Genomic DNA, 26,510 nt, shown 5'->3' with positions numbered 1-26,510 from the left:
ACCTTAGCGTCCCGCGCTTTCCATCCGGTAGTTAATAAACCACTCCCCGCGCGCCGCCACCCGCTGCTCAGCCACCACCTTAAAGCCATGGGCCGTAAAACAGGGTCTCGCGGTAATGCTGGCGTCCACCGTCAGGATTTGCGCAGGATACTGAGCGCAGAGCGCCTCGATAAGCGCGCCGCCGATACCCTGCCGGCCGTGATCTGGCGAGACAAAGAGCAAATCGATATGCGTCCCGATGGCGGTGATAAAGCCAACCGGTTGATTCTCTATCTCCGCCACCAGCCCGTTTGCATCAGCCAGCTTTTGCCGCCAGCGTGTCTCATCCACCTGCGCCCAGGCCGCAATCTGCGCCGGAGTATAGTCCCGGCAGGCCGTTTCCCGCACCGCGCGCAGGAATATCCGACAGAGCAGTGGTAAATCGTTGTCGCGGTAAGGACGAATGTGCATGGTTAAATCCCTAATAAAAGCTGCCTTTCCAGCTGCGGATCGAGCAGCGTCACGTGGAGCCCAACCAGGCGCACGCCACGTCCGCCGCGGCGCTCATCCCAGGCCTTGTGCGCGGTGGCAATCAGATCCGCTTTGTTCAGCTGCGGCCAGACGTGCTCCTGGGTGGTCAGCTGGAAGTCATTGAATTTCAGTTTAATACCCTGACGGGCGATCAGCAGGTCCGGTTTGACCTTCGCCAGCCGGCGCTCCAGTTCGGGATAGAGATTTTCGATAATCGCTTCGCACTCTGACCATTCATGGATATCTTCCGCTAATGTCCGCTCTACCCCCACTGACTTGCGCTGCCGGTCGTTATGGATTTCCCGCTCATCAATCCCGTGGCTGCGCTCCCACAAAATACGGCCGAATTTACCGAAGCGCTTAAGCAGCATGGCCAGATCGCTGTTCTGTACATCGCCACAGGTACGCAGGCCCATATTTTCCAGCTTCGCCGCCGATACCTTCCCGACGCCGGGTATTTTCGCCAGCGGCAGCGCCCGTACAAACTCAGCCACCTGATGGGGAGCGATAACGAACTGGCCGTTGGGTTTATTCATGTCGGAGGCGATTTTGGCAAGAAACTTTACCGGCGCTACCCCCGCCGAGGCGGTGAGGCGCAGCTCCCGTTCGATGGTTTCGCGGATCTCCTGGGCGATCAGGGTGGCCGACCCGTGACAATGCACGCTGTCGCTGACGTCAAGATAGGCTTCATCCAGCGACAGCGGCTCAATGCGCGAGGTATAGCGGGAGAAAATTTCGCGGATATGGTTCGAGGCTTCTTTGTAGGCATCAAAGCGGCCGGGAAGCAGCGTGAGATGCGGGCACAGCTTGAGCGCCGTCGCCGTCGGCATGGCGCTACGCACGCCAAACTTACGCGCAGGATAGTTCGCGGTACTAATCACGCCACGCTGTACCCGACTGCCGCCTATCGCGAGAGGTATATCGCGCAACGCCGGATTGTCGCGCATCTCCACCGCCGCAAAGAAACAGTCCATATCGACATGGATAATTTTACGCATCGTCAGACTCAACACTGTATACCCATACAGCATAGCAAAACTCGCTGCGAATTTTATGCTTTTTTTATTTCATCGCCCAGAAAAGCGGCTAAAACATAAAACTGCAATAAATTATGTTTATTTTCATAAAGTTAACCGATAAATCTGGAAGATATAATCATGAAGAAAATACTTACCGCACTTTGCCTGCTGGCCTCCGCCGGCGCCTGGGCCGCCCCGCAGCTGATTGCCCATCGCGGCGGCACCGGCGATGCGCCAGAAAATACCCTGCCGGCCATTAAGCTGGCGCTGGAGAATAACGCCGAGGCCATCTGGGTCACGGTGCAGTTAAGCCACGACGGCGTGCCGGTGCTCTACCGGTCAAGCGATCTTTCCGCATTGACCAATAGCGAGGGCAACATTTCCAGTTTGACCGCCGCCGAGCTGGCGAAAGTCGATGCCGGCTGGAAATGGGGTGATGACAGCCACCCCTGGCGCGGCAGGCAGGCCACCATTCCCACGCTGCAAGCCGTTTTGCAGCAATGGCCGCACACGTTCTTCTACATCGACATTAAATCTCCAGATGCCGACCCGACCGTGATGGGCGAGCGCCTGCTTGCGGTGTTAAAAGCTACGCACAGCCTCGATCGCGTGCGGGTCTATTCCACCGAAGACCGCTATATCGCCGCGCTGCCGCCGGCTATTCCCCGCTTCGTCACCCGCAGCGAAACCCGCACCAGACTTGCCAGCATTTCGCTCAGCCATCAGTGCCAGCCTGCCAGCCAGCACGAAGGCGAGCAATGGTATGGGCTGGAGCTGAAGCGCAAGGTAGAGGTGGTGGAGAAATTCACCCTTGGGGAAGGGGTCTCCCCGGCGACGCTCACCTGGGATAAAGAGGCGATGGATTGCTTCCGCTCGCAGGGTAAAGCGCACATTATCTTCTTCGGCATCAACAGTGCGGAAGATTACCGCACGGCGAAAGAGCTGGGCGCTGACGGCGTGATGGTCGATTCCCCGGCGCAGGCGAAAAGCTGGCAGTAAGGGAGTCAATGGCTAAAAAAGGCCGCGAAAGCGGCCTCACGTTGCTGGCATGTTGTTGCCGGGTGGCGGCTACGCCTTACCCGGCCTACCCTTCCAGGACTGGCTGTTAACTCACCGCCGGGCCTGGGGCAGTTGAAACTGCCGGTGCTGGCCGGAGCCCGGGGGTGGCGGCGACTGGCCGCCCCCGGTGCGCTCCCTGCGCCATGAGTGGCATCACGCAAAAGAAATATCGGGAGCGCAATCTGCCCGGAAACCTCACAGATTACAAAATGCGCCGCTGCTGGCGCTGCGCCTCGCGGGCGAGACGTTTCTTACGCGCGTCGCAGGGCTCAGGACAATCGCAGACTTTCTCCAGTCCCAGCGAGGAGATCCCGCCGCAGCTGCCCTGAATGCTCTTGCGCTTCACCAGGTAGCCCAGCGACATCCCGAGGATCACCAGCGCAAAAATCACAAAGGTTGCGACAAACACCGTCAGCATCGTCAGCCTCCAAAGTCATCGAGCAGAATATTCTCGTCCTCGACGCCCAGATCCTTCAGCATCTTAATCACCGCGGCATTCATTACCGGCGGCCCGCACATGTAGAACTCGCAGTCTTCCGGCGCCGGATGATCGCGCAGATAGTTCTCGTACAGAACGTTATGGATAAAGCCGGTATGGCCCGTCCAGTTATCTTCCGGCAGCGGATCGGAGAGCGCAACGTGGAAGGTAAAGTTCGGGTTATCCCGCGCCAGCTGTTCAAACTCATCATCGTAGAACATCTCGCGCAGCGAGCGCGCTCCGTACCAGAAGCTGATTTTGCGTGTGCTGTGCAGGCGCTTGAGCTGGTCGAAAATATGCGAACGCATCGGCGCCATCCCGGCGCCGCCGCCGATAAACACCATCTCGGCGTCGGTCTCTTTGGCAAAGAACTCGCCGAACGGCCCCGAAATCGTCACCTTATCGCCCGGCTTCAGCGACCAGATATAGGACGACATGATCCCCGGCGGGGCATCCGGCACCTTCGGCGGCGGCGTCGCAATGCGCACGTTGAGCATAATGATGCCCTTCTCTTCCGGATAGTTAGCCATCGAGTAGGCGCGCAGGGTCGGCTCTTTCACCTCGGAGACGTAGCGGAACAGGTTGAACTTGTCCCAGTCCGAGCGGTATTCATCCGGGACATCGAAGTCAGCATAGGCCACTTTATGCGGTGGGCATTCGATCTGAATATAGCCCCCGGCGCGGAACGGCACCACCTCCCCCTCGGGGATCCGCAGCTTGAGCTCTTTAATGAAAGTGGCTTTGTTATCATTGGAGATAACTTCGCATTCCCATTTTTTGACGCCGAAGATTTCTTCCGGTAGCTCAATCTTCATGTTTTGCTTCACCGCGACCTGGCAGGCCAGACGGCAGCCGGCTTTGGCTTCGCGTTTGGTAATATGCGAAAGCTCGGTCGGCAGGATATCGCCGCCACCCTCTTTGATAGTCACCCGACACTGGCCGCAGGAGCCGCCGCCGCCGCAGGCGGAGGAGACAAAAATCCCGTTGCTGGACAGCGTGTTCAGCAGCTTATCCCCCGCCGGGGTACGGATCTGCTTATCCGCTTCGTTATTGATCTCAATAACCACGTCGCCCGCGTTCACCAGCTTTGAGCGCGCTGCCAGGATAAGCCCCGACAGCACCAGCACAATCAACGTGAACATCACGACGCCAAGAATAATTTCCATACTTATTCGCCCTTATAGCTGCACGCCGGAGAAGGACATAAAGCCCAGCGCCATCAACCCGGTAGTGATAAAGGTGATCCCTAACCCGCGCAAACCGGCAGGCACGTTGGCGTACTTCATCTTTTCGCGGATCCCCGCCATCGCCACGATCGCCAGCATCCAGCCGATGCCGGAGCCGAAGCCGTAAACGATGGATTCCGGGAAGTTGTAATCACGCTGCACCATGAACGACACACCGCCGAAAATCGCGCAGTTAACCGCAATCAGCGGCAGGAAGATCCCCAGCGCGTTGTATAGCGCCGGGAAGTACTTATCGAGGATCATCTCGAGGATCTGCACCAGCGCGGCGATCACCCCGATAAAGGTGATGAAGTTCAGGAAGCTGAGGTCTACCCCCTCCACCAGCGCGCCGTCGCGCAGTACCAGGTTATACACCAGGTTGTTGATCGGTACGGCAAGACCCAGCACCACCGTCACCGCAACGCCGAGGCCGAAGGCGGTGGAGACCTTTTTCGACACCGCGAGGAAGGTACACATCCCGAGGAAAAAGGCCAGCGCCATGTTCTCAACAAACACCGCGCGGACAAACAGGCTAATGTAATGAGCCATCATCGATTACTCCTTTTCCTGCTGTTCAGGCTTCCAGCTACGCAGGGCCCAAATCAGTAAACCGATAATGAAGAACGCGCTCGGCGCCAGCAGGAACAGGCCGTTCGGCTGATACCAGCCGCCGTTCTGCACCGTCTCCAGCACCGTGATACCGAACAGCTTGCCGCTGCCGATAAGCTCGCGCAGGAAGCCGACGATAATCAGTATCGCGCCGTAGCCGAGACCGTTGCCGATACCGTCCATAAAGCTGGCCAGCGGCGGCGACTTCATGGCGTAAGCTTCAGCGCGCCCCATCACGATGCAGTTGGTGATGATAAGCCCGACGAATACCGACAGCTGCTTGGAAGTCTCATAGGCGAAAGCCCGCAGTAGCTGATCCACCACGATAACCAGCGAGGCGATGATCGCCATCTGCACGATGATGCGCACGCTGTTGGGAATGTGGTGGCGGATCATCGAGATAAACATGCTGGAGAACGCCGTCACCAGGGTCACCGCAATGGTCATCACGAAGGCGGTTTCCAGCTTAGTGGTGACCGCCAACGCGGAGCAGACGCCCAGCACCTGCAGGGCGATGGGGTTATTGGCGATGAGCGGCCCCACCAGCACGCGCTTCACCTCTTTCATCTCGCTCTGTTCAGCCATTGTTCAGCCCTCCTTCACGCACCTTTTTCAGGAACGGACCAAAGCCCAGTTCACCCATCCAGAAATCAAAGCTGTGCTGTACGCCATTTGACGTCAGCGTGGCGCCCGATAAGCCATCAACCGCATGCAGGTCACCAGCGCGCGCGCCGCCTTTGACCACTCTCAGCGCCGGCATGCCGTTGTCATCCAGCACCTGCTTGCCGACAAACTGCTGGCGCCAGTTCGGGTTCTCCACTTCGCCGCCCAGCCCCGGGGTCTCCCCCTGGTCATAGTAGGTAATGCCTTTCACCGTGCGGCCATCGACGTCCAGCGCCACGAAGGCGTACATCATCGACCACAGGCCATTGCCATAAATGGGCAACACCACCTGCTCAATCTTCTGCTGCGCGTCGCGCACCAGGTAGATTTCCGCCAGATTGCTGCGGCGTTTAATCCCCGCCGGATCCTGGCTGGCATCCAGCGCCATACTCTGCTGCGGATCCTTCAGCGCCTGGGCCTGATTGAATTTTGCCGGGTCTTTCTCCAGCAGCTCGCCGGTCGCCAGATTCACCAGTCGCGGCGAAATGCGCGCCGCGAAGGTGTCGGCGACCGCATCAGCATCCATGCCGGGCTGCATCAGGCCGGACACCGCCAGGATATTACGCTGCTTATCCAGCGCCCGCTGCGCCTGCTGGCGGGATTTCAGCCCCACGGCCGAGCCCGCTACCACGATGGAGCAGACCAGACAAAGCACCAGCACCACCAGCAGCGTTTTGCCGATGCTATCGTTACTTTTCTTCTCAGCCACGCGACTTCCTCCGCTTAATATTGGCCTGCACCACCAGGTAATCGAACAGCGGTGCGAAGAGGTTGGCGAAGAGGATCGCCAGCATCATCCCTTCCGGATAAGCCGGGTTCACCACGCGGATCAGCACGCACATCACGCCGATCAGCACGCCGTAACTCCATTTTCCTTTATCGGTAAACGAGGCGGATACCGGGTCCGTCGCCATAAACATCATGCCGAAGGCGAAGCCGCCGAGTACCAGATGCCAGTACCATGGCATAGCGAACATCGGGTTGGTGTCGGAGCCGATAACGTTAAACAGGGTAGCGGTGGCGACCATGCCGATCATCACCCCGGCGACGATGCGCCAGGACGCGACGCGGCCAAAGAGGATGATCGCGCCGCCGATCAGGATCATTAGCGTGGAGACTTCGCCAATCGAGCCCGGAATATTGCCGAGGAAGGCGTCCATCCAGCTCACCGGGATGCCGGTAGCGACGTTAACCAGCGCTTCACCGCCGCCGCTGGCCCACTGGGAGAGCGGCGTAGCGCCGGAAAAACCGTCCGCCGCCGTCCACACCAGGTCGCCGGAGATTTGCGCCGGATAGGCGAAGAACAGGAACGCGCGCCCTGCCAGCGCCGGGTTGAGGAAGTTGCGCCCGGTACCGCCGAAAATCTCTTTAGCGATCACCACCCCGAAGGAGATCCCCAGCGCCGCCTGCCACAGCGGCAGCGTGGGCGGGACGATCAGCGCGAACAGAATCGAGGTGACAAAGAAGCCTTCGTTGATTTCATGCTTGCGCACGATAGCGAACAGCACTTCCCAGAAGCCGCCGACGATAAAGACGGTGATATAGATCGGCAGGAAAAAGACCGCCCCCAGGGTCATCATGCTCAGCCAGCCGGCGTCGGCGCTGAAGCTCACCCCTAACCACTGGGCGACGCTATAGTGCCAGTTGTTGGCGATCGCCTGCTGCAGTTGTTCGGCGCCGTAAAGCTTATGCAGCGCCGGTATGGTCTGCAGCCCGACGTTATACATCCCCCAGAACATCGCCGGAAAGACGGCAAACCACACGAGGATCATCAACCGCTTGAGGTCGATGGCGTCGCGCACATGCGCCGCGCCGCGGGTGACCTGGCCTGGTGTGTAGAAGATGGTCGCCGCCGCTTCATACAGCGGGTAATATTTTTCCAGCTTGCCGCCGTGCGTGAAATGCGGCTCAATTTTTTCAATCAGATGCTTTAAGCCCATCTCTTATCCTTCCTGCTCAATCCGGGTTAATACGCTGCGCAGCGCAGGGCCATATTCATACTTACCGGGGCAGACGTAGGTGCACAGCGCCAGATCTTCTTCATCCAGCTCCAGACAGCCCAGCGCCTGAGCGCTGTCGGTATCCCCGGCCAGCAGATCGCGCAGCAGTACGGTCGGCAGGATATCCAGCGGCATCACCCGCTCGTAGTTGCCGATCGGCACCATCGCCCGCTCGCCGCCGTGGGTATCGGTAGAGAAATGAAAGCGCTTGCGCCTGAAGAAATGGCCCAGCGTGGTGCGGGTAATCGAGAATTTCTCTTTGCCCGGCATCACCCAGCCGAAGAGCTCTTTTTCCCGCCCTTCTTTAACCACGCTCACCTGCAGATGGAAGCGCCCGAGGAAGGCGTGAGGGCCATGGGCGCGGGTGCCGCTGAGCACCGAGCCGGAAATGACCCGGTTTTCCCCCTCCTGCAACTCCCCTGCCAGCAGATCGTCCAGGCTGGCGCCCAGCGTCGTCTTGACCAGTCGCGGCGATATCACCTGCGGGCCGCCGAGCGCGATCACCCGTTCGCAGTAGAGCTCCCCGTCGAGGAAAAGCTTACCAATGGCGATCGCGTCCTGATAATTGAGGTGCCAGACCTGCTTATTCAGGCTCACCGGCTCGAGGAAATGAATATGCGTTCCCGGCAGCCCCGCCGGGTGCGGCCCGCTGAACTGGTTAAAACTGACCTGGCCGACAGGATGACCGCCGAGCTTGCCGCCGCTGGGCTGGCAGACGTGGACTTTCCCGTCGGTCAGACGCGTAAGCACGGTAAGGCCAGCGTCGAAAGCGGCCCGTTCGGCCAGAATAATCGGCTGCGGCTCCGCCGCCAGCGGATTGGTATCCATGGCGTTGACAAAGATGGCGGCCGGCACGCTGCCCGGGAGCGGCGTTTTACTGAATGGCCGTGTGCGCAGCGCGGTCCACTGGCCCGACGCCAGCAGCTGCTGCTGCACGGTGTCGCGCGGCAGTTCAGCCAGCGCGTCCGCGGCGTAACGCGTAAACGCCACCGCGTCATTGCCCTCGATATCAATCACCACCGACTGCAACACGCGCCGTTCACCGCGGTGGATCGCGCTGACGACCCCGCTCGCCGGGGCGGTAAAGCAGACGCCGGGGTTCTTTTTATCTTCGAACAGGATCTGACCTTTTTTGACCCGATCGCCTTCTTTGACCGCCATGGCGGGACGCATGCCGACGTACTCTTCGCCGAGTAGCGCGACGCGCTTCACCGCTGGCGCGGGAGAAATCTGCTGTAATGGCATGCCAGCTATGGGCAAATCCAGCCCTTTTGTGATTTTAATCATATCGTTAGCAGGTATCCGTAACCTCAACCCCGACGCAGGCCGGGGCCAGCTTATTGACAGAATGGCAGAGAAGAAAGGGCAAAACGGCGCCAGATGCGCTCAGGACGGAAGAGAAGCATCCTTTCTTACTCTGGTGATGAACCGGCGCAAGTGTAACATTTCGTGAGCGTCGGCTGTAGCGCGAGAGGCAATAAGTGCTTCTAAAATGCGAGCTATTGCGCAAAGTTCTCACTGTGTTTTCGTCGCTGGCAGGGTATAAAGTGAGGCGGAATTGTAAACGCCGCCACGTCGCCCTTGCGAAAAAATGCCGTGATGCTAATGTGAGCGCTCTAAATCCAGAAAACTCTGATTTCGGGTCTCTCTTGCCGTCCTGGCAATGTGGCTATTTTGTTTTATCAAGGAACAAGCAGTATGCGCAAAATCGCATTATTTATTGCGATGCTTCTGCTGCCGTGCATGTCATTTGCCGGGCTGCTCAGCAGCAACAGCCCGACGACGCCGGTTAGCAAAGAATATAAGCAGCAATTAATGGGTTCACCGGTTTACATTGAGATCTTTAAAGAAGAGCGCATGCTCGACCTTTACGTCAAAATGGGTGAGACCTACCAGCTCCTCGACAGCTATCGGATCTGCAACTACTCCGGAGGCCTGGGCCCGAAACAGCGCCAGGGCGATTTCAAGAGCCCGGAAGGGTTCTATAACGTCACCCGCAGCCAGCTCAAACCCGACAGCCGCTTCTATAAAGCGATCAATATCGGCTTCCCGAACGCCTACGATCGCGCCCATGGTTATGAAGGGAAATACCTGATGATCCACGGCGACTGCGTCTCTGTCGGCTGCTACGCTATGACCGACAGCGGGATCGATGAGATCTTCCAGTTCGTGACCGGCGCCTTAGTCTTCGGTCAGCCAAGCGTGCAGGTGAGTATCTATCCGTTCCGCATGACCAACGTCAATATGGAACGCCACAAATACTCCTACTATGCGGATTTCTGGAAACAGCTGAAGCCTGGCTATGATTATTTCCAGCAAACCCACAAACCGCCGGTCGTATCAGTGACCGACGGCCGCTATGTGGTGAGCAAGCCGCTCAGCCACGAGGTTGTCCAGCCGCAGCTGGCCTCAAACTATACGCTCCCCGAGACAAAATAACGCCCACTCGCCTGGCATGATCTTATGCCAGGTCTCATTGGCCGTCAGCGGCTGCGTGGCGATAACCGTGACCACATCGTTGGGTGTGGTCTCGCGTTGAAAGTCGATCTCCACATCCTGGTCCAGCAGTTTTGCCACGCCGAACGGCGCCCGCCGGGTGATCCAGTGCAGGTTGGTCGAGCAGAACGCCATCACATAGCGTCCGTCCGACAGCAGCATGTTGAACACCCCTTTCTCACGCAGTTCCCCCGCCAGGGTGGCGATATACTTAAATACTCCCAGCATATTGCCCGGCGTACGCGGGTAGCGCTCGGTTAAGCGGTGCAGCAGCCAGCAGAAGGCCTTTTCACTGTCGGTTTCACCGACCGGGTGGAAATTGCCGGTTTTCAGCGACTTATAGCCTTTGAGCTGCCCGTTGTGCGCGTAGGTCCAGTTACGCCCCCACAGTTCGCGGGTGAACGGATGCGTATTCTCCAGGGCCACCATCCCGCGATTCGCCTGGCGGATATGCGCGACGACGGAACAGGACTTAATGGGGTAATCCTGGACCAGTTTCGCGATCGGCGACTGAAAGCTCGGCTGCGGATCTTTGAATGTGCGACAGCCTTTGCCTTCATAGAAGGTGATGCCCCAGCCGTCTTTATGCGGCCCCGTCCCGCCTCCGCGCTGTACCAGCCCGGTAAAGCTAAAACAGATATCTGTTGGCACATTGGCGCTCATCCCGAGCAGTTCGCACATAGATCACCTCACCATCACAAATCACGACGGCGCCGAAGCGAGGCCGCCGTCAACAGTACACACTCACCTGCCTGTTAGCCTTTCGCCATCTCTTTTTCGATCAGCATAATCAGGATATGGATCACTTTGATGTGGATCTCCTGAATGCGGTCGGCGTAGCCAAAGTGCGGCACGCGAATTTCCACATCGGCGCTACCGGCCATTTTACCGCCGTCCTTACCGGTCAGGGTGATCACTTTCATCCCCTGCGCCCGCGCGGCCTCAATGGCCTTGATTACGTTGCCGGAGTTGCCGGAGGTGGAGATGCCGAGCAGCACATCGCCCGCGCGGCCGACGGATTCAACGTAGCGGGAGAAGACATACTCATAGCCAAAATCATTGCTCACGCAGGAGAGATGGCTGACGTCGGAGATCGCAATGGCCGGATATCCCGGGCGGTTTTCGCGATAACGTCCGGTCAGTTCTTCCGCAAAATGCATCGCATCGCAATGGGAACCGCCGTTGCCGCAGGACAGCACTTTACCACCCGCCTTAAAGCTATCCGCCAGCAGGACAGCGGCACGCTGGATAGCATGGATATTGGCTTCGTCCTGCAGAAAGTTAGCCAGCGTTTCCGCGGCTTCGTTCAGTTCGTTACGAATAAGATCCTGGTACATGAGGATAATCCTTCAGTATGAGTGGAATAACCCTGGCAGTGTACCGGATAGCCGCCGAAGCGAGAAGCAGCAGGCTGCGTTATCCCCCGCCCTTTTGATTTTATGTGCCGCTTTTGCATACAACAATGTGAGCAAGGTTGTAATTATTTTGTAAACACATTGCTAAATAAAAAGGCATGCACTACAACCAATACATCACAAGTGGTCAGACCTCCTACAAGCACAGGGAGCATTTCTCTATGATGATTTTGAGTATTGTTGCAACCGTTGTTTTACTCGGTGCGCTCTTCTATCACCGGGTCAGCCTGCTGCTCAGCAGCGTGATCTTGCTCGCCTGGACCGCAGCGCTCGGCGCGGCCGGTCTGTGGAATATCTGGCTGCTGCTGCCGCTGGCGATCATTCTGTTGCCGTTTAACTTTGCGCCTATGCGTAAATCCATGATTTCCGCACCGGCGTTTCGCGCCTTCCGCAAGGTCATGCCGCCGATGTCGCGTACCGAAAAAGAGGCCATCGACGCCGGGACCACCTGGTGGGAGGGGGATCTGTTTCGCGGTAATCCTGACTGGCATAAGCTGCATAACTATCCGCAGCCGCGTCTGACCGCCGAAGAGCAAGCCTTCCTCGACGGCCCGGTGGAAGAAGCCTGCCGGATGGCTAACGACTTCGCCATCACCCACGAAATGGCCGATCTGCCGCCGGAGCTGTGGGCGTATCTGAAAGAACACCGCTTCTTCGCGATGATCATCAAGAAAGAGTATGGCGGGCTTGAATTCTCCGCTTATGCCCAGTCGCGGGTGCTGCAGAAGCTCTCTGGCGTCTCCGGCATTCTGGCGATCACCGTCGGCGTCCCGAACTCACTGGGCCCGGGCGAGCTGCTGCAGCATTACGGTACTGAAGAGCAGAAAAACCATTACCTGCCGCGTCTGGCGCGCGGGCTGGAGATCCCCTGCTTCGCACTCACCAGCCCGGAAGCGGGCTCCGACGCCGGCGCCATCCCGGATACCGGCGTGGTCTGCATGGGCGACTGGCAGGGCCAGCAGGTGCTGGGTATGCGCCTGACATGGAACAAACGCTACATTACGCTGGCGCCTATCGCCACCGTGCTGGGATTGGCCTTTAAACTTTCTGACCCGGATCGTCTGCTGGGCGGGGAAGAAGAGCTGGGCATCACCTGCGCGCTGATCCCGACCTCCACTCCGGGCGTGGAAATTGGCCGTCGCCACTTCCCGCTTAACGTCCCGTTCCAGAACGGCCCAACCCGCGGCAAAGATATCTTCGTGCCGATCGATTACATCATCGGTGGGCCGGGGATGGCCGGTCAGGGCTGGCGCATGCTGGTTGAATGTCTGTCGGTGGGCCGCGGTATTACGCTGCCGTCCAACTCCACCGGCGGCCTGAAATCGGTGGCTATGGCGACCGGGGCTTACGCCCATATTCGCCGCCAGTTCAAAATCTCGATCGGTAAAATGGAAGGCATTGAAGAGGCGCTGGCGCGCATTGCCGGTAATGCTTATGTGATGGATGCTGCGGCGTCGCTGATCACCTACGGCATTATGCTCGGCGAGAAACCGGCGGTGCTCTCCGCGATCGTGAAATATCACTGCACCCACCGCGGCCAGCGCTCCATTATCGACGCAATGGATATTACCGGTGGGAAAGGCATTATGCTGGGCGAAAGCAACTTCCTCGCCCGGGCATATCAGGGCGCGCCTATCGCCATCACCGTGGAAGGTGCGAATATTCTGACCCGTAGCATGATGATCTTCGGTCAGGGTGCGATTCGCTGCCATCCGTACGTGCTGGAGGAGATGGCTGCCGCACAGAACAACGACCTGAACGCCTATGACAAGCTGCTGTTCAAACATATCGGCCATGTCGGCAGTAACAAAGTACGGAGTTTCTGGTTGGGCCTGACCGGCGGACGCACCAGCAGCGCGCCGACCCGCGACGTCACCCGCCGCTACTATCAGCAAATGAACCGTCTGAGCGCTAACCTGGCGCTGCTGTCAGACGTCTCGATGGCGGTGCTGGGGGGCAGTCTCAAGCGTCGCGAACGTATCTCCGCGCGTCTGGGGGATGTGTTAAGCCAGCTGTACCTGGCCTCGGCGGTGCTGAAACGCTATGACGATGAAGGACGCAATGAAGCCGATCTGCCGCTGGTTCACTGGGGGGTGCAGGATGCTCTGCATCAGGCCGAGCAGGCCATCGACGATCTGCTGAAAAACTTCCCCAATCGTCTGGTGGCTGGCGCAATGCGCCTGGTCATCTTCCCGACCGGTCGTCATCACCATGCGCCGTCGGATAAGCTGGACCATAAAGTCGCTAAAATTCTGCAGGTGCCCAGCGCCACCCGCTCCCGCATCGGTCGCGGTCAGTACCTGACGCCGAGCGAGCATAACCCGGTCGGCCTGCTGGAAGAGGCGCTGCTGGAAGTGATGGCGGCCGATCCTATCCACCAGCGTATCTGCAAAGAGTTGGGTAAAAATCTGCCGTTCACCCGTCTCGACGAACTGGCCGCCCATGCCCTGGCGAAAGGCTTAATCAGTCAGGATGAAGCCGCCATTTTGACCCGAGCAGAGCACAGTCGCTTGCGCAGTATTAACGTTGACGACTTTGCGCCAGAGGAGCTGGCAACCCAGCCGGTAAAGCTGCCGGAAAAAGTTCGCAACGTTGAAGCCGCATAATAAAACAACAACCACATCACACGCCGGGCGGGGAATTTTCCCCGCCTTTTTTTCGTCTCTCCTTCCCCCGCCGTTCCTGTTAGTAGCATTTTTTTAACAAAATATTCCGCGGACCGCCGCGAGGCTGATAAGGTGTTACAGTTAACCTAACCCCCTCATGAGAATGGAGTTGACCATTGTGCCTGGCCTGAAAATTACGCTGTTGCAACAACCGCTGGTCTGGATGGACGGCCCTGCTAACCTGCGCCATTTTGATCGCCAACTGGAAGGGATTGTCGGGCGCGATATCATTGTTTTACCTGAGATGTTTACCACCGGCTTTGCGATGGAAGCGGCAAAACAATCTTTACCCGAGGCCGAGGTGGTAGCGTGGATGCATGCCAGGGCGGCGCAAACCCAGGCGCTGATCGCCGGCAGCGCGGCGCTGCAAACTGAGCGCGGGGCCGTTAACCGCTTCCTGCTGGTCGAGCCTGACGGCACGGTCCATCATTATGATAAACGTCACCTGTTTCGTATGGCGGATGAACACCATCACTATGAGGCCGGAGACAAGCGCGTGGTCTTTGAATGGCGAGGATGGCGGATCCTGCCGCTGGTCTGTTATGACCTGCGCTTTCCGGTATGGTCGCGTAACCTTAACGACTATGATTTGGCGCTGTATGTGGCGAACTGGCCGGCGCCGCGCTCGCTGCACTGGCAGTCGCTGCTGGTCGCCCGCGCGATTGAGAACCAGGCCTACGTCGCCGGCTGTAACCGGGTCGGCACCGACGGCAACGGTCATCATTACCGCGGTGATAGCCGGATTATCAGTCCCCAGGGGGAGATTGTCGCCACCGCCGATCCGCATCAGGCCACTCGTCTTGACGCCGAACTGTCGCTGAGCGCCCTCCAGGAATATCGTGAAAAATTCCCCGCATGGCGCGATGCCGATCCTTTTACTCTGGATTAATCCCCCTCCGCTTTCTTCCCCCTTCTGCGGGAAAAGAAAGCGGAATTTCCTCTTGCCGCGCCCAGCAGAATATTTACAAGGCGCCCTTCATTTCTGTTCTACACTCATTAAACGGCCCACAACTAAACGGGCGGAGATCATTTTCAATTCACTTCTGCGTTGTAAACGCATGAGTTTTTCTGTTGCCAGCTTGTTTTGTTGAACCCGGCTGAGCGTTGGCGTATACATATTTTATGAGCGTAATGGTAAATGGATAATAATAATCTTCAGTTAATAGAAAAACGGCTGGTCACCCGCTTTCTCGATATGTTTATTCGGTTCAGTCTTATTCTGGCGCTGGCCTCATTCTGTTTTACCGTCTTTTCTCCCTTCGTCAATATGATGCTCTGGGCGTTGATTCTGGCCGTGGCGCTCTATCCTTTACATCAATATTTTGCCGGGCTTTTCGCCGGTAAACAGGGGCTGGCGTCGGTGGTGCTGGTGCTGTTAGGTATTTTACTGATTATTATCCCCACAGTGCTGATGATCACCTCGCTGGCGGAAAGCGCCAGCGCGATGATCGACCGGATGGGCAGCCAGAGCTTTACCATTCCCCCACCCTCTTCGCGAATTGCCTCTTTACCGATCGTTGGCGAACGGCTTAGCGCTCTGTGGATGCGGGCGTCCGTGGATCTGCCAGGATTGCTCAGCAATTACCGTTCGCAAATTGGCGATATTGCCAAACAGTTGCTCAGCATATTAGCCAGCATGGGCGGCGGGCTGATTGGCTTTATTATTTCGTTTATCGTCTCGGGCATTATGATGGCCTGGGGCGCGGCGGGCGCCATCAGCGCGCAGCGTATTGCCATCCGTATTACCGATGAGAATAAAGGCGTGACCCTAACCCGCCTGTGCACCAGCACCATCCGCGCGGTCGCCCAGGGCGTCATCGGGGTGGCACTGATCCAGGCGCTGCTGGTCGGCGTGATCATGCTGATGGCCAGCATCCCCGCCGTCGGGATCTTCTTTATACTTGCCCTGATCCTCGGCATTGCACAGGTGCCGGTGATCCTGGTGACGGCCCCGGCCATCGCGCTGATGTGGAGTCTCGGCACCCACAGTACCGGAATGGATATCTTCTACACTGTCCTGCTGATCGTCGCCGGTATGGCCGATAACGTCCTCAAACCACTGCTGCTGGGGCGCGGAGTCGATGCGCCAATGCCGGTGGTGCTGCTGGGCGCCCTCGGCGGAATGGCCTCTAACGGCATTCTCGGTATGTTCCTCGGCGCCACCCTGCTGGCCATCGGTTACCGGATCTTTATGACCTGGGTAAATGAAGGGCAACCCGCCCTGCCGCAGGATAAATAACCGCAGGGGAGCGTTACGCTCCCTTAACTTATTGCATAGTCATGCCGCCGCACGCCAGCCCCGCGGCAGCCTATCCCGCTGAGCTTTATCATCAACGAGCCCCAGGGCGTGTTCCGGCAGATTTTTGAAAGCATCCTGCGCCAGCACGGCATTACCATGGAGAACACTATCGAACTGTGGAGTATTGAGAGTATCAAGCAGTGCGTGGCGGGCAATCTGGGGGTGAGCTTTCTGCCGCGCTTTGCGATAGAGGAGGAGCTCAATGGTCGAGCTACCGTTCAGCGAGACGCCGCTGACGATCCATGCGCTCTGCGCCCACCACGCCGGGAAGGCAATCAGTCCGGCAATGCGGGTATTCATGCAGTGTATGCAGGAGGAACAAGAGGCGCGCTGAAATTCGGCGACGAAAACGACGAAAGCCTGAATCATTGCTGATTCAGGCTTTCTGAATAGTGGCGGAACGGACGGGACTCGAACCCGCGACCCCCTGCGTGACAGGCAGGTATTCTAACCGACTGAACTACCGCTCCGCGTTGTTGTTCCGTTGGGAACGAGGCGAATATTACGGATTCCCCTCTACCCCGTCAACGCTTTTTCTACCGTTTTGAATCGTTTGCTGCAAAAATCGCCCAACCGCCTACTTTTAATCCATTTTAGTGGTTATCAGGCACGCCACAGGCAGCTTCCGCCTTTCTTTTGCACCAGATCGAGGCGGGATTCATGGTTCACCAGCTCTTCATCAGAGGCATAAACCACCCGTAACTGGCTGGCGGCGCGAACGACGCGCTGAATCCCCATCTCGCCTGCCTGCTGCTGGCTTTCGCCTTCCATAGAGAATGCCATCGACGTCTGGCCGCCGGTCATCATCAGATAGACATCGGCAAGGATCTGGGCATCGAGCAGTGCCCCGTGCAGCGTACGCTTGCTGTTGTCTATTTCGTAGCGCGAACATAGCGCATCCAGACTGTTGCGCTTGCCGGGAAACATTTTCCGCGCCAGCGCCAGACTGTCGGTGATTTTACAGAAGGTCTCGGTTTTCCCGATCCCGCGGTTCAGCTTACCGAACTCATAATCCATAAAACCGATATCGAACGAGGCGTTATGGATCACCAGCTCCGCGCCGCGGATGTAATCCATAAATTCATCGGCCACGTCGGCAAAGGTGGGTTTATCCAGCAGGAATTCGTCGGCGATCCCGTGCACGCCGAACGCCTCCGGATCCACCAGCCGATCGGGCTTGAGATAGACGTGGAAATTGTTACCGGTCAGGCGGCGGTTAATCACCTCCACGGCGCCGATCTCAATGATCTTATGTCCTTCGTAGTGCGCCCCGATCTGGTTCATACCGGTGGTTTCGGTATCGAGAACAATCTGGCGCGTAATTGCAGTGCTCATCGCGGTCATTTATGTCAGACTTATCGTTTACAAATCGATTTCAATTACAGGAAGTCTACCAGAGATGCTCAAACAGGTAGAAATTTTCACCGACGGCTCTTGCCTGGGAAATCCAGGACCCGGCGGTTACGGCGCCATTATGCGCTACCGCCAGCACGAAAAAACCTTTAGCGCCGGCTACCGTCTGACCACCAATAACCGCATGGAACTGATGGCGGCGATCGTCGCCCTCGAAGCGTTAAAAGAGCATTGCGAGGTGGTGCTCAGCACCGACAGCCAGTATGTCCGCCAGGGGATCACCCAGTGGATCCACAACTGGAAAAAGCGCGGCTGGAAAACGGCAGAGAAAAAACCGGTAAAGAATGTCGACCTCTGGCAGAGGCTGGACGCCGCGCTTGGCCAGCATAAGATCAAATGGGAGTGGGTGAAGGGCCACGCCGGCCATCCAGAAAACGAACGCTGCGACGAGCTGGCCCGCGCGGCGGCCTCCCATCCCACTCAGGACGACATCGGCTACCAGCCGGAGAGCTAATTCTGCCCCTTGCGCCACTGCCGGGTGGCGCCGACTGCCGGCCGTAGCTGGGTTTTCGCTTTCCCTGACTTCATCGGATTAAGGGTGAGCGGAATAGTCCGTTTGCGGGCGACAATTAATTGCAAACAGCCCAGCGCTGGCAGATGGGTGCTCAGCAGTTTGCCGCCATGCCGCGACCAGGGTAAAACCTGATAACGCCCATAATGCAGCACTTCAAAGTTGAGCAGCGACAGCCAGTCCAGCTGGCGCATCAACGTAAACATACGGCTGTTGTACGGCGTGCCTTTGCGCAGCACCGGCACCAGCTTACGCAACCCCATCAGGCTGACAGGATTAAACCCGGTCAGGATCATCCAGCCATCATCGATCAGGACGCGATCGGCCTCCCGTAGCAGGCGATGCGGATCGCTGCACCACGGCAGGGTATGCGCCAGCAGGCAGGCGTCGACGGACTTTTCGGCAAAGGGCAAATGCAGCGGGTCGGCCCGGACCTGCATTGGGTTTCCCGCCAGCGAGACATTCACCTGGTGCGAGATGGCGCAAGCTTCGGTATTGATTTCCGCGCTCAGATTGCCAATCTTAAGCAGATGAAAGCCATATAATTTAGCCAGCCACGGCTTCATCTGCTGCTCCAGCGTTTCGCGATAGTATTCGCCCCACGGCATACTGGACCAATGCTCAGGCGCTGTCACTGTATGAGGTATCCTTGCCGGCTTCATTGCCACCTTCCGCTACGCTTTAGAGGTAATTTATGAATCTTATCAGTATTCCCGCGTTTCAGGACAACTACATCTGGGTTCTCACTGAGAATCACGGCCGCTGCATCATCGTTGACCCGGGCGAGGCCGCGCCGGTTCTGGCGGCAATCGAGGAAAACCAGTGGCAGCCCGAGGCCATTTTATTGACCCATCACCATCAGGATCACGTCGGCGGCGTAAAACAATTACGTGAAAAATTCCCCTCTCTGGTGGTTTACGGGCCGGCAGAAACCCAGGATAAGGGGATTACTCAGGTAGTAAACGATGGCGATCGGCTGTCAATTCTCGGGGTCGATTTTTCCATTTTCTCCACGCCAGGTCACACATTAGGACATATCTGTTACTACAGCGAACCTTATCTGTTTTGCGGCGACACGATGTTCTCCGGCGGCTGCGGAAGGCTGTTCGAAGGCACTGCAGAGCAGATGTATCAATCATTTATGAAGATTAACGCCCTTCCTGAAGAAACCCTTATATGTTGCGCACATGAATATACGTTAGCGAATATGAAGTTTGCGTTGAGTATCCTGCCTGATGATAGGGACATAAACGATTACTATCATAAAGTTAATGAGTTACGTGCAAAAAAACAAAAGACACTACCCGTAATTCTGAAAAACGAGCGGCGTATAAATTTATTTTTACGGGTAAATGATATTGATTTAATTGACAAAATTAACAAAGAAACAAAATTGCAACACTCTGTGGCGCGATTTGCGTGGTTAAGGTCAAAGAAAGACGAATTCTGATATTTAATTCTTGTCATCGGCTAACTTCGCCGTTATCCTTGGTCGTCTTTTAAGCAACTATTGACACACACATGAAGGCACGAGCGATATTATTCGCCTCTGTCCTGCTGGTGGGGTGCCAGGCGTCTAAGCACGATGGCACCGTCGAACAGCGAGCACAGAGCCTTTCTGCGGCTGGTCAAGGGGAAGCAGGCAAGTTCACAAGTCAAGCGCGCTGGTTAGATGATGGAACCTTCTACGCGCAAGACCAGGATCTGTGGACTTCCATAGGCGACGAGCTAAAGATGGGAATACCGGATAACCCCCGGATTCGCGAGCAAAAACAGAAGTACTTAAGAAATAAGAGCTATCTCCACGATGTAACTTTACGGGCAGAGCCGTATATGTACTGGATAGCCGGGCAGGTTAAGAAACGTAACATGCCAATGGAACTGGTATTACTACCCATAGTGGAGAGCGCTTTTGACCCACACGCGACGTCTGGCGCCAATGCCGCAGGCATCTGGCAGATCATTCCGAGCACAGGGCGCAATTATGGTTTAAAACAGACCCGCAGTTACGATGCGCGTCGTGACGTTGTCGCATCGACTACCGCGGCGCTGGACATGATGCAACGTCTGAACAAAATGTTCGACGGCGACTGGTTGTTAACGGTTGCGGCATATAACAGCGGCGAAGGTCGGGTCATGAAGGCAGTGAAAGCGAACCGTTCGCGTGGCAAACCCACCGATTTCTGGTCGCTGTCTCTGCCGCATGAAACGAAAGTCTACGTACCGAAAATGCTGGCATTGAGCGACATCCTCAAAAACAGCAAACGTTACGGCGTAAAGTTGCCTACGGCTGATGAAAGCCGTGCGCTGGCGCGCGTTCGCCTCGACAGTCCGGTTGATATTTCTCAGCTCGCGGATATGGCCGGTATGCCGGTCAGCAAGCTGAAGACCTTCAACGCCGGCGTAAAGGGGTCAACGCTGGGCGCTAGCGGGCCAAAGTACGTCATGGTGCCGCAGAAACACGCAGCCCAGCTGCGTGAATCGCTGGCCTCTGGCGACATTGCCGCCGTACAGCCGACGCAGCTCGCGGATAATACGCCGCTGACCAGCCGAAGCTATAAGGTGCGTTCGGGCGATACCATTTCCGGGATTGCTTCCCGTCTCGGCGTCACGACCCGCGATCTGCAGCAGTGGAATAACCTGCGCGGCTCTGGATTGAAGGTTGGACAGAACCTGGTTATCGGCGCCGGCAGCAGCGCGCAGCGTCTGGCGAATAACAGCGATAGCATCACCTATCGCGTTCGCAAAGGTGATTCGCTGTCGAGCATCGCCAAACGTCATGGCGTTAATATTCGCGACGTCATGCGCTGGAACAGCGATACCGACAATCTGCGGCCTGGCGATCAGCTAACGCTGTTTGTGAAAAACAGCGATCGACCAGAGTCCTGATACGTCAGGGTTCGATAAAAAGGCACCGACTTCCCCCGGTGCCTTTTTTGTTGTCCGTATTAAACCGCTTTATGCGCTTCAAACATGATGGTATCGCTGGTAAAGGAACCATCCTGCTGTAACTCAAAGTAGGCTTTCACCTCCGCCGAAGCGCTCTGCTGGTATAAACGAATCGCCTCCACCAGCGGCTCAGGGGTACGCATCCGCGCCACCCACGAACTGAACTCCAGCGACAGGCGATCGGTCAACAGTTGATTAATCACCAGCCCCGCCTCCGTCGCCAGCGTCAGCCACTCGCCGCTGGAATAATTACGCACGTGCGAGGTATCGCGCAGAGCTTCTACCGTCTGCAGCCAGACATCACGCACCACATGGCCCGGCGACATCACGTCCATCACGATCATCACCCCACCCGGCTTGAGGACACGTTTCACCTCGCGCAGCGCCTGGCCAACGTCATGCCAGTGATGAGCAGAATAGCGGCTGATAACGATATCAAAGCTGGCATCAGCGAACGGCAGCGTTTCGGCATACCCCTGCTGGGTCACGATATTGCTAAAACCTTTCTCCTTTGCCGCAGCGGCAACGACCTCCAGCATCTGGCTCGATAAATCATAGGCGGTCACCTCGGCAACCTGTCCCGCCGCGGTAAAGCTGGCGTGCCCTGCCCCGCAGCCCATATCCAGCACTTTCGCCTGAGGAAAATCAGCCAGTCGTTCCGCCAGCCGCTGCAGATCGCGACCAGAGGCGTGCACGGCGCTGGTCAGATAGGCGCTGGCCTGGGAGCCGAACTGCTTTTCGACGTTGTCATGGTGAGAGCGTGTTGTCATGTTGTCTTGTCCTTACGGTTTTTTGAGTAATAAAAGGCAGCACCATGCATGCGCAGGCCTGCCCCATGGCAGGCCTGACCAACCTTAAATTAATCAGGCTTGCCGGGACTGAATTCGACTAGTAGCGGGTTGTGGTCGGAGGCGCGGGTTACCAGCACGGAAGCATCGTGCACGCTTAACCCACGGTAGAACACAAAATCGAGCGGGCGACCAAACGCGCGGCGGCGCTGATCGTCCGGGAAACGAACTTCACGCAGCGACATCTCGCGTGCAAAGCGGTACAGGGCGTTCATCCGCGGGCGGCTCCAGGCATTGAAGTCGCCGGCCATGATCACCGGCCCGCTGTGATGGGCGATCTGATCGCCAATCGGCAGCAGCTGTTTGCTGTAGACGTCGACGCCAAGGCTGAAGTTAACGGCATGGATATTGACCACCATTAACAGCCGCGCATCGGGCAGCGGATAGACAGTCACTAATGCTGATTTAGGCAGACGCAAAATAGGTTCACGTTCGCGCAATGGGCAGCAATAGATAGGATGGGCGGAAGCCAGCGTCATCACGCCGGAAGGATGCTGCGGCAGCACCAGCGCAGGCACCTGATCGGCGGCCAGATAGTTGGTGGTCGCGAACCTGACCAGCTCCGGCGTCGTCTGCGCCTCCTGCAACAGGACTAAGTGCGCGTCTTTGCCAAAATTCTTAAGGACCGACTGCCACTCTGCGCGCTGCTGTTTGAAGATATTCCACACCAGCACGCGGATTTTCTCATCGCTGCTCAACGGTGTGCCGGCGGGATAAACCGGACTCACGCCCGCAAACGCCCCCGGAGGCAATATTCTCTCCGCAGGTTGTCCGGCGACATAGCGCATGGCGTAGGTGTTCTTTCGCAATTTGGGCATTAATCCTCGATAACAGAAACCAGCCCGACGACGACTGGTTATTCTGTTATAGGGATTTTCCCATACACTTTCAATGCAAATTGCGAGAAACCCTTAGCCTTCGGGAGAAAGCGCTGCCGAACGGCGTGGCAATTTATCTAAACGTCCGCTCAGGACCACCAACAGCAAAGCGACCAGCACAATCACCGCGCCAATCCACGGCGTCTGCGCCAGACCGTACCGCTCGACCGTCTGTCCGCCGACGATCGACCCCAGCGCGATGCCGACGTTGAAGGCGGCAATATTCAGGCCGGATGCGATGTCGACAGCCCCGGGGGTGTACTGCTCTGCTTTTTGCACCACGTACACCTGCAGGCCCGGCACGTTGCCGAAGGCGAAAACGCCCATCACCAGCACCGTTGCCAGCGCGGCATAGTGAATGCTGGCGGTCAGCTGGAACACCAGCAGCAGCACAACCAGCGCGGCGAAGATAAACTTCAGCGCGGAGACAGCGCCATGCCTATCGGCCAGTTTGCCGCCCCATACGTTGCCAATAGCCACCGAGACGCCATAGCCCAGCAGGATCCAGCTCACGGCTGACGGGCTGAAGCCGGCCAGCTCCTGCATCATCGGCGCAAGGAAGGTAAAGGCGGTAAACACGCCGCCATAGCCCAGCGCGGTAATGGCATAGATCATCAGCAGGCGCGGATGGGTTAAGACTTTCAGCTGATCGCTCAGGCTGGCGCTGGCGCGGCCCGGGATATTATTCGGCACCAGAATCAGACTGCTGATAAGCGCAATCACCCCCAGAATCGATACCGCGAGGAACGTTTCCCGCCAGCCAAAATGCTGACCGATGAAAGTCCCGAATGGCACCCCGGTTACCAGCGCGACCGTCAGGCCGCCGAACATAATGGCGATAGCCGAGGCTGCTTTCTCTTTTGCCACCAGGCTGGTGGCGATTGTCGAGCCAATAGAGAAGAACACGCCGTGTGCCAGACCGGTCAGCAGGCGCGCCAGGATCAGCGTTTCATAGCCCGGGGCCTGCCAGGCCAGCACATTACCCGCCGTAAACAGGACCATCAACGCCAGCAGCAGCTGTTTACGCGGCATACGCCCCGTTAACGCCGTCAGCACCGGGGCGCCGATCGCCACGCCCAGCGCGTAGATAGAAACCAGCAGGCCTGCCGACGGCAGCGAAATAGAGAGTTGTTGGGCAATCGTCGGGACCAGGCCGACAATCACGAATTCAGTGGTGCCAATTGCGAAGGCACCGATGGTTAAGGCAAATAGCGCCAGTGGCATAATTTACTCCGTAGCATCAGGATTAAGATGACACGTAGTATGAAGGGTTGTATAAATAACAAAAACTATCAAAGTATCAATAGAATTTTGCTACAGGTGCAATAATGAGAGCCACATCCGAGGAGATCGCCATCTTTGTGGCGGTAGTGGAAAGCGGGAGTTTCAGCCGGGCGGCCGAACAGCTGGGTCAGGCCAACTCTGCCGTCAGCCGGGCAGTCAAAAAGCTCGAGTCAAAGCTTGGTGTTAGCCTGCTCAATCGGACCACCCGTCAGCTCAGTCTGACAGAGGAAGGCGAGCGCTATTTTCGCCGGATGCAGGTGGTATTGCAGGAGATGGCGGCGGCAGAAAACGACCTGCTGGAAACGCGCACGACGCCGCGAGGCCTGCTGCGGGTGGATGCCGCGACGCCGGTGATGCTGCATTTTCTCATGCCGCTGGTGAAGCCATTTCGCGAGCGTTACCCGGAAATGACGCTGTCGCTCGTGTCGTCAGAAACATTTATTAATCTGATTGAACGAAAAGTGGATGTGGCTATTCGGGCCGGAACCTTAACCGATTCCAGCCTGCGCGCCCGACCGCTGTTCACCAGCTATCGGAAGATCGTCGCCTCGCCAGAGTATGTTTCGCGCTACGGCGTGCCGCAGCATCCGTCAGATCTGAAACAACATCAATGTCTGGGCTTTACTGAACCCGTCTCTCTGAACACCTGGCCGGTATCCTGTTGCGATGGTCAGTTGTTAGAGATTGAGGCGGCGGTATCATCGAACAGTGGGGAAACGCTCAAGCAACTGTGTCTGACCGGGAACGGTATTGCCTGCCTGTCGGATTATATGGTGGATAAAGAGATAGCCAGTGGGGAGTTTGTTGAACTACTGGCCGACAAACGTTTGCCGGTGGAGATGCCCTTCAGCGCGGTGTACTACAGCGATAGAGCCGTCAGCACACGTATCAGGGCGTTTATTGATTTTCTGAGCGAATACGTAAAACAGCTCCCGAAGGAGCTGTCGTAGTACCCTCTGATGGGCATACCGGAAGCAGGAGATTAATCCCACTGCGGCGCCAGACCTTCCGGGCTCACCAGCCGATCGTTGCAATCCAGTGCGGCGATCGCCTGGCGATCTTCATCATCCAGCTTCAGATCCAGCGCTTTCAGGTTGCTGGCCAGGTTCTCACGCTTCGTCGAGGACGGGATCACCGCGTACCCCTCGCCCATCGCCCATGCCAGGATAACCTGCGCCGGAGTCGCATTATGTTTCGCCGCGATACGGGCAATCACCTCATCTTTCAGCGCCTTACCGTAGGCCAGGGTCATGTAGGAGGTGATATGGATACCGTGCTCATGCGCCCAATCGACGACTTTACGGTTTTGCAGATACGGCGAAAGCTCAATCTGATTGGTAGCAATGTTTTCAGCGCCAACGGCGGCAATCGCGCGCTCCATCAGTGGAATAGTGAAGTTGGAGATACCGATCTGACGGGTCAGGCCGAGCGCCTTCGCTTCCATCAGAGCAGCCATAAACTCTTCAACAGCTACCGCATCATTCGGTGACGGCCAGTGGATCAGCGTCAGATCAACATAGTCAGTGCGTAGCTTCTGCAGGCTCTCTTGCAGGCTGGCGATCAGCTTGTCTTTGCTCAGGTTTTCGATCCAGATTTTGGTTGTGATGAACAGCTCATCACGCGGCACGCCGCTCTCAACGAGAGCCTGACCCACCGCGGCTTCGTTGTCGTAGATTTGCGCGGTGTCGATAGTACGATAGCCCAGCTCCAGCGCGGTTTTTACGGATGCGATAACAACATCATCTTTCAGACGGAAGGTGCCAAGACCAAATGCAGGGATTGCCATGTTTTTCCTCGTTATTTGTTCATTTCGGTTAACGAATGAAATTATGGCTGATGGTGTGGTGGGGAAAAAGAGCGATTAATGCAGAGGATTTTTGCTGATTTAGCAATAATCGGAAACAGATCAAACAAAAAAGCCCTGAGCAGATGCTCAGGGCTCTTATTAAGTGGCGGAACGGACGGGACTCGAACCCGCGACCCCCTGCGTGACAGGCAGGTATTCTAACCGACTGAACTACCGCTCCACCGAATTTTTTCGCTTTATTACCACCGGTTGTCACCCCGGCTTACTGCAATTTGATGCCTGGCAGTTCCCTACTCTCACATGGGGAGACCCCACACTACCATCGGCGCTACGGCGTTTCACTTCTGAGTTCGGCATGGGGTCAGGTGGGACCACCGCGC

The 26,510-nt window shown here is 57.1% G+C and carries 26 protein-coding genes, 2 tRNA genes, 1 rRNA gene and 1 pseudogene; 10 read left to right on the top strand and 20 right to left on the bottom strand.

Annotated elements, in window-relative coordinates:
- Positions 1-3: 3 nt before the first annotated feature.
- Complete coding sequence (locus tag ACLH1U_RS24255) at positions 4-450, bottom strand: GNAT family N-acetyltransferase (RefSeq protein WP_048296768.1); 447 nt, start codon at positions 448-450, stop codon at positions 4-6.
- Positions 451-452: 2 nt separating this feature from the next.
- Complete coding sequence (dinB, locus tag ACLH1U_RS24250; RefSeq protein WP_048296767.1) at positions 453-1,508, bottom strand: DNA polymerase IV; 1,056 nt, start codon at positions 1,506-1,508, stop codon at positions 453-455.
- A 159-nt stretch (positions 1,509-1,667) separates the two neighbouring features.
- Here dinB and ACLH1U_RS24245 point away from each other — a divergent pair, with 159 nt between their 5' ends.
- Entirely contained in the window at positions 1,668-2,528 is an 861-nt protein-coding gene (locus ACLH1U_RS24245) for a glycerophosphodiester phosphodiesterase family protein (protein ID WP_085551922.1), read from the top strand.
- A gap of 262 nt (positions 2,529-2,790) precedes the next feature.
- On the opposite strand, the gene nqrM is transcribed toward ACLH1U_RS24245, so the two are convergent.
- The 7 genes from nqrM to ACLH1U_RS24210 are packed head-to-tail and all read right to left on the bottom strand — an operon-like array spanning position 2,791 to position 8,851.
- Entirely contained in the window at positions 2,791-3,006 is a 216-nt protein-coding gene (nqrM, locus tag ACLH1U_RS24240) for a (Na+)-NQR maturation NqrM (protein ID WP_004204638.1), read from the bottom strand.
- A gap of 2 nt (positions 3,007-3,008) precedes the next feature.
- Complete coding sequence (gene nqrF / locus ACLH1U_RS24235; RefSeq protein ID WP_004204637.1) at positions 3,009-4,232, bottom strand: NADH:ubiquinone reductase (Na(+)-transporting) subunit F; 1,224 nt, start codon at positions 4,230-4,232, stop codon at positions 3,009-3,011.
- Positions 4,233-4,244: 12 nt separating this feature from the next.
- Positions 4,245-4,841, bottom strand: a complete 597-nt coding sequence (gene nqrE / locus ACLH1U_RS24230) for an NADH:ubiquinone reductase (Na(+)-transporting) subunit E (protein ID WP_004177335.1) — start codon at positions 4,839-4,841, stop codon at positions 4,245-4,247.
- Positions 4,842-4,847: 6 nt separating this feature from the next.
- Positions 4,848-5,486, bottom strand: a complete 639-nt coding sequence (locus ACLH1U_RS24225) for an NADH:ubiquinone reductase (Na(+)-transporting) subunit D (RefSeq protein WP_023288507.1) — start codon at positions 5,484-5,486, stop codon at positions 4,848-4,850.
- On the bottom strand, positions 5,479-6,273 hold the full coding sequence (locus ACLH1U_RS24220; protein WP_032453038.1) for a Na(+)-translocating NADH-quinone reductase subunit C: 795 nt from the start codon (positions 6,271-6,273) through the stop codon (positions 5,479-5,481). Before ACLH1U_RS24220 ends, ACLH1U_RS24225 begins: the two co-directional genes overlap by 8 nt.
- Positions 6,266-7,504 (bottom strand): NADH:ubiquinone reductase (Na(+)-transporting) subunit B, encoded by a 1,239-nt coding sequence (locus ACLH1U_RS24215; protein WP_023288505.1) that lies wholly within the window; start codon positions 7,502-7,504, stop codon positions 6,266-6,268. The genes ACLH1U_RS24220 and ACLH1U_RS24215 overlap by 8 nt, the downstream gene beginning before the upstream one ends.
- 3 nt (positions 7,505-7,507) lie before the next feature.
- The gene (locus ACLH1U_RS24210; protein ID WP_049013284.1) at positions 7,508-8,851 is read right to left on the bottom strand and encodes a Na(+)-translocating NADH-quinone reductase subunit A; all 1,344 of its coding nucleotides are present in this window, start codon (positions 8,849-8,851) and stop codon (positions 7,508-7,510) included.
- A 411-nt stretch (positions 8,852-9,262) separates the two neighbouring features.
- Between ACLH1U_RS24210 and dpaA the strand changes: the two genes are divergently transcribed.
- Complete coding sequence (gene dpaA / locus ACLH1U_RS24205; RefSeq protein WP_085551924.1) at positions 9,263-10,003, top strand: peptidoglycan meso-diaminopimelic acid protein amidase; 741 nt, start codon at positions 9,263-9,265, stop codon at positions 10,001-10,003.
- Here the strand turns inward: dpaA and ACLH1U_RS24200 are convergent.
- The gene (locus ACLH1U_RS24200) at positions 9,974-10,741 is read right to left on the bottom strand and encodes a class II glutamine amidotransferase (protein ID WP_004204630.1); all 768 of its coding nucleotides are present in this window, start codon (positions 10,739-10,741) and stop codon (positions 9,974-9,976) included. The genes dpaA and ACLH1U_RS24200 overlap by 30 nt on opposite strands.
- A 74-nt stretch (positions 10,742-10,815) precedes the next feature.
- Positions 10,816-11,397, bottom strand: coding sequence for a D-sedoheptulose 7-phosphate isomerase (lpcA, locus tag ACLH1U_RS24195; RefSeq protein WP_004145825.1), 582 nt, complete (start codon positions 11,395-11,397; stop codon positions 10,816-10,818).
- Between the two features lie 239 nt (positions 11,398-11,636).
- Between lpcA and fadE the strand changes: the two genes are divergently transcribed.
- The 4 genes and pseudogenes from fadE to ACLH1U_RS24175 all read left to right on the top strand — a co-directional run.
- Entirely contained in the window at positions 11,637-14,081 is a 2,445-nt protein-coding gene (gene fadE, locus ACLH1U_RS24190) for an acyl-CoA dehydrogenase FadE (RefSeq protein WP_411299489.1), read from the top strand.
- A 178-nt stretch (positions 14,082-14,259) separates the two neighbouring features.
- On the top strand, positions 14,260-15,030 hold the full coding sequence (locus ACLH1U_RS24185) for an amidohydrolase (protein WP_023288501.1): 771 nt from the start codon (positions 14,260-14,262) through the stop codon (positions 15,028-15,030).
- Between the two features lie 249 nt (positions 15,031-15,279).
- The gene (locus ACLH1U_RS24180; protein ID WP_072420891.1) at positions 15,280-16,380 is read left to right on the top strand and encodes an AI-2E family transporter; all 1,101 of its coding nucleotides are present in this window, start codon (positions 15,280-15,282) and stop codon (positions 16,378-16,380) included.
- Positions 16,381-16,440: 60 nt separating this feature from the next.
- Positions 16,441-16,774: pseudogene (locus ACLH1U_RS24175) on the top strand (substrate-binding domain-containing protein); the annotation flags it as partial.
- A gap of 59 nt (positions 16,775-16,833) precedes the next feature.
- Here the strand turns inward: ACLH1U_RS24175 and ACLH1U_RS24170 are convergent.
- Positions 16,834-16,910: transfer RNA gene (locus ACLH1U_RS24170), tRNA-Asp, on the bottom strand.
- Positions 16,911-17,043: 133 nt separating this feature from the next.
- The gene (dnaQ, locus tag ACLH1U_RS24165; protein ID WP_004204621.1) at positions 17,044-17,775 is read right to left on the bottom strand and encodes a DNA polymerase III subunit epsilon; all 732 of its coding nucleotides are present in this window, start codon (positions 17,773-17,775) and stop codon (positions 17,044-17,046) included.
- A gap of 64 nt (positions 17,776-17,839) precedes the next feature.
- On the opposite strand from dnaQ, the gene rnhA reads away from it, so the two are divergent.
- On the top strand, positions 17,840-18,307 hold the full coding sequence (rnhA, locus tag ACLH1U_RS24160; RefSeq protein ID WP_004204620.1) for a ribonuclease HI: 468 nt from the start codon (positions 17,840-17,842) through the stop codon (positions 18,305-18,307).
- On the opposite strand, the gene ACLH1U_RS24155 is transcribed toward rnhA, so the two are convergent.
- Positions 18,304-19,026: a class I SAM-dependent methyltransferase gene (locus ACLH1U_RS24155; protein ID WP_004204619.1), complete on the bottom strand. Its 723-nt coding sequence runs from the start codon at positions 19,024-19,026 to the stop codon at positions 18,304-18,306. The genes rnhA and ACLH1U_RS24155 overlap by 4 nt on opposite strands.
- Positions 19,027-19,058: 32 nt before the next feature.
- Between ACLH1U_RS24155 and gloB the strand changes: the two genes are divergently transcribed.
- Together gloB and mltD are read left to right on the top strand one after the other, a co-directional pair.
- Positions 19,059-19,814: a hydroxyacylglutathione hydrolase gene (gene gloB, locus ACLH1U_RS24150; protein WP_023288499.1), complete on the top strand. Its 756-nt coding sequence runs from the start codon at positions 19,059-19,061 to the stop codon at positions 19,812-19,814.
- A gap of 71 nt (positions 19,815-19,885) precedes the next feature.
- Positions 19,886-21,253 carry a murein transglycosylase D gene (gene mltD / locus ACLH1U_RS24145; protein WP_032453033.1) on the top strand — a complete coding sequence of 456 codons (1,368 nt, stop codon included), beginning with the start codon at positions 19,886-19,888 and terminating at the stop codon, positions 21,251-21,253.
- A 59-nt stretch (positions 21,254-21,312) separates the two neighbouring features.
- Here mltD and ACLH1U_RS24140 read toward each other — a convergent pair whose 3' ends face one another.
- The 3 genes from ACLH1U_RS24140 to ACLH1U_RS24130 form a co-directional block, all read right to left on the bottom strand.
- Positions 21,313-22,083, bottom strand: coding sequence for a class I SAM-dependent methyltransferase (locus tag ACLH1U_RS24140; protein ID WP_372407979.1), 771 nt, complete (start codon positions 22,081-22,083; stop codon positions 21,313-21,315).
- Between the two features lie 89 nt (positions 22,084-22,172).
- Positions 22,173-22,970 carry an endonuclease/exonuclease/phosphatase family protein gene (locus tag ACLH1U_RS24135; protein WP_072096514.1) on the bottom strand — a complete coding sequence of 266 codons (798 nt, stop codon included), beginning with the start codon at positions 22,968-22,970 and terminating at the stop codon, positions 22,173-22,175.
- Positions 22,971-23,072: 102 nt separating this feature from the next.
- On the bottom strand, positions 23,073-24,263 hold the full coding sequence (locus ACLH1U_RS24130; RefSeq protein ID WP_411299488.1) for an MFS transporter: 1,191 nt from the start codon (positions 24,261-24,263) through the stop codon (positions 23,073-23,075).
- 104 nt (positions 24,264-24,367) lie between these two features.
- Between ACLH1U_RS24130 and yafC the strand changes: the two genes are divergently transcribed.
- A complete protein-coding gene (gene yafC, locus ACLH1U_RS24125; protein ID WP_032453031.1) occupies positions 24,368-25,273 on the top strand; it encodes a DNA-binding transcriptional regulator YafC in 906 nt (301 codons plus the stop codon).
- 32 nt (positions 25,274-25,305) lie between these two features.
- On the opposite strand, the gene dkgB is transcribed toward yafC, so the two are convergent.
- The 3 genes from dkgB to rrf all read right to left on the bottom strand — a co-directional run.
- On the bottom strand, positions 25,306-26,109 hold the full coding sequence (dkgB, locus tag ACLH1U_RS24120; protein WP_180264138.1) for a 2,5-didehydrogluconate reductase DkgB: 804 nt from the start codon (positions 26,107-26,109) through the stop codon (positions 25,306-25,308).
- Between the two features lie 164 nt (positions 26,110-26,273).
- A tRNA-Asp gene (locus ACLH1U_RS24115) sits at positions 26,274-26,350 on the bottom strand.
- Positions 26,351-26,407: 57 nt separating this feature from the next.
- A 5S ribosomal RNA gene (gene rrf / locus ACLH1U_RS24110) occupies positions 26,408-26,510 on the bottom strand; the annotation flags it as partial.

Source organism: Klebsiella sp. 1SOBk5mer, assembly GCF_046603115.1.
Classification (GTDB): Bacteria; Pseudomonadota; Gammaproteobacteria; order Enterobacterales; family Enterobacteriaceae; genus Klebsiella; species Klebsiella quasipneumoniae.
The sequence above is the reverse complement of the archived record's forward strand: the minus strand, read 5'-3'. Positions and strand labels throughout refer to the sequence as shown.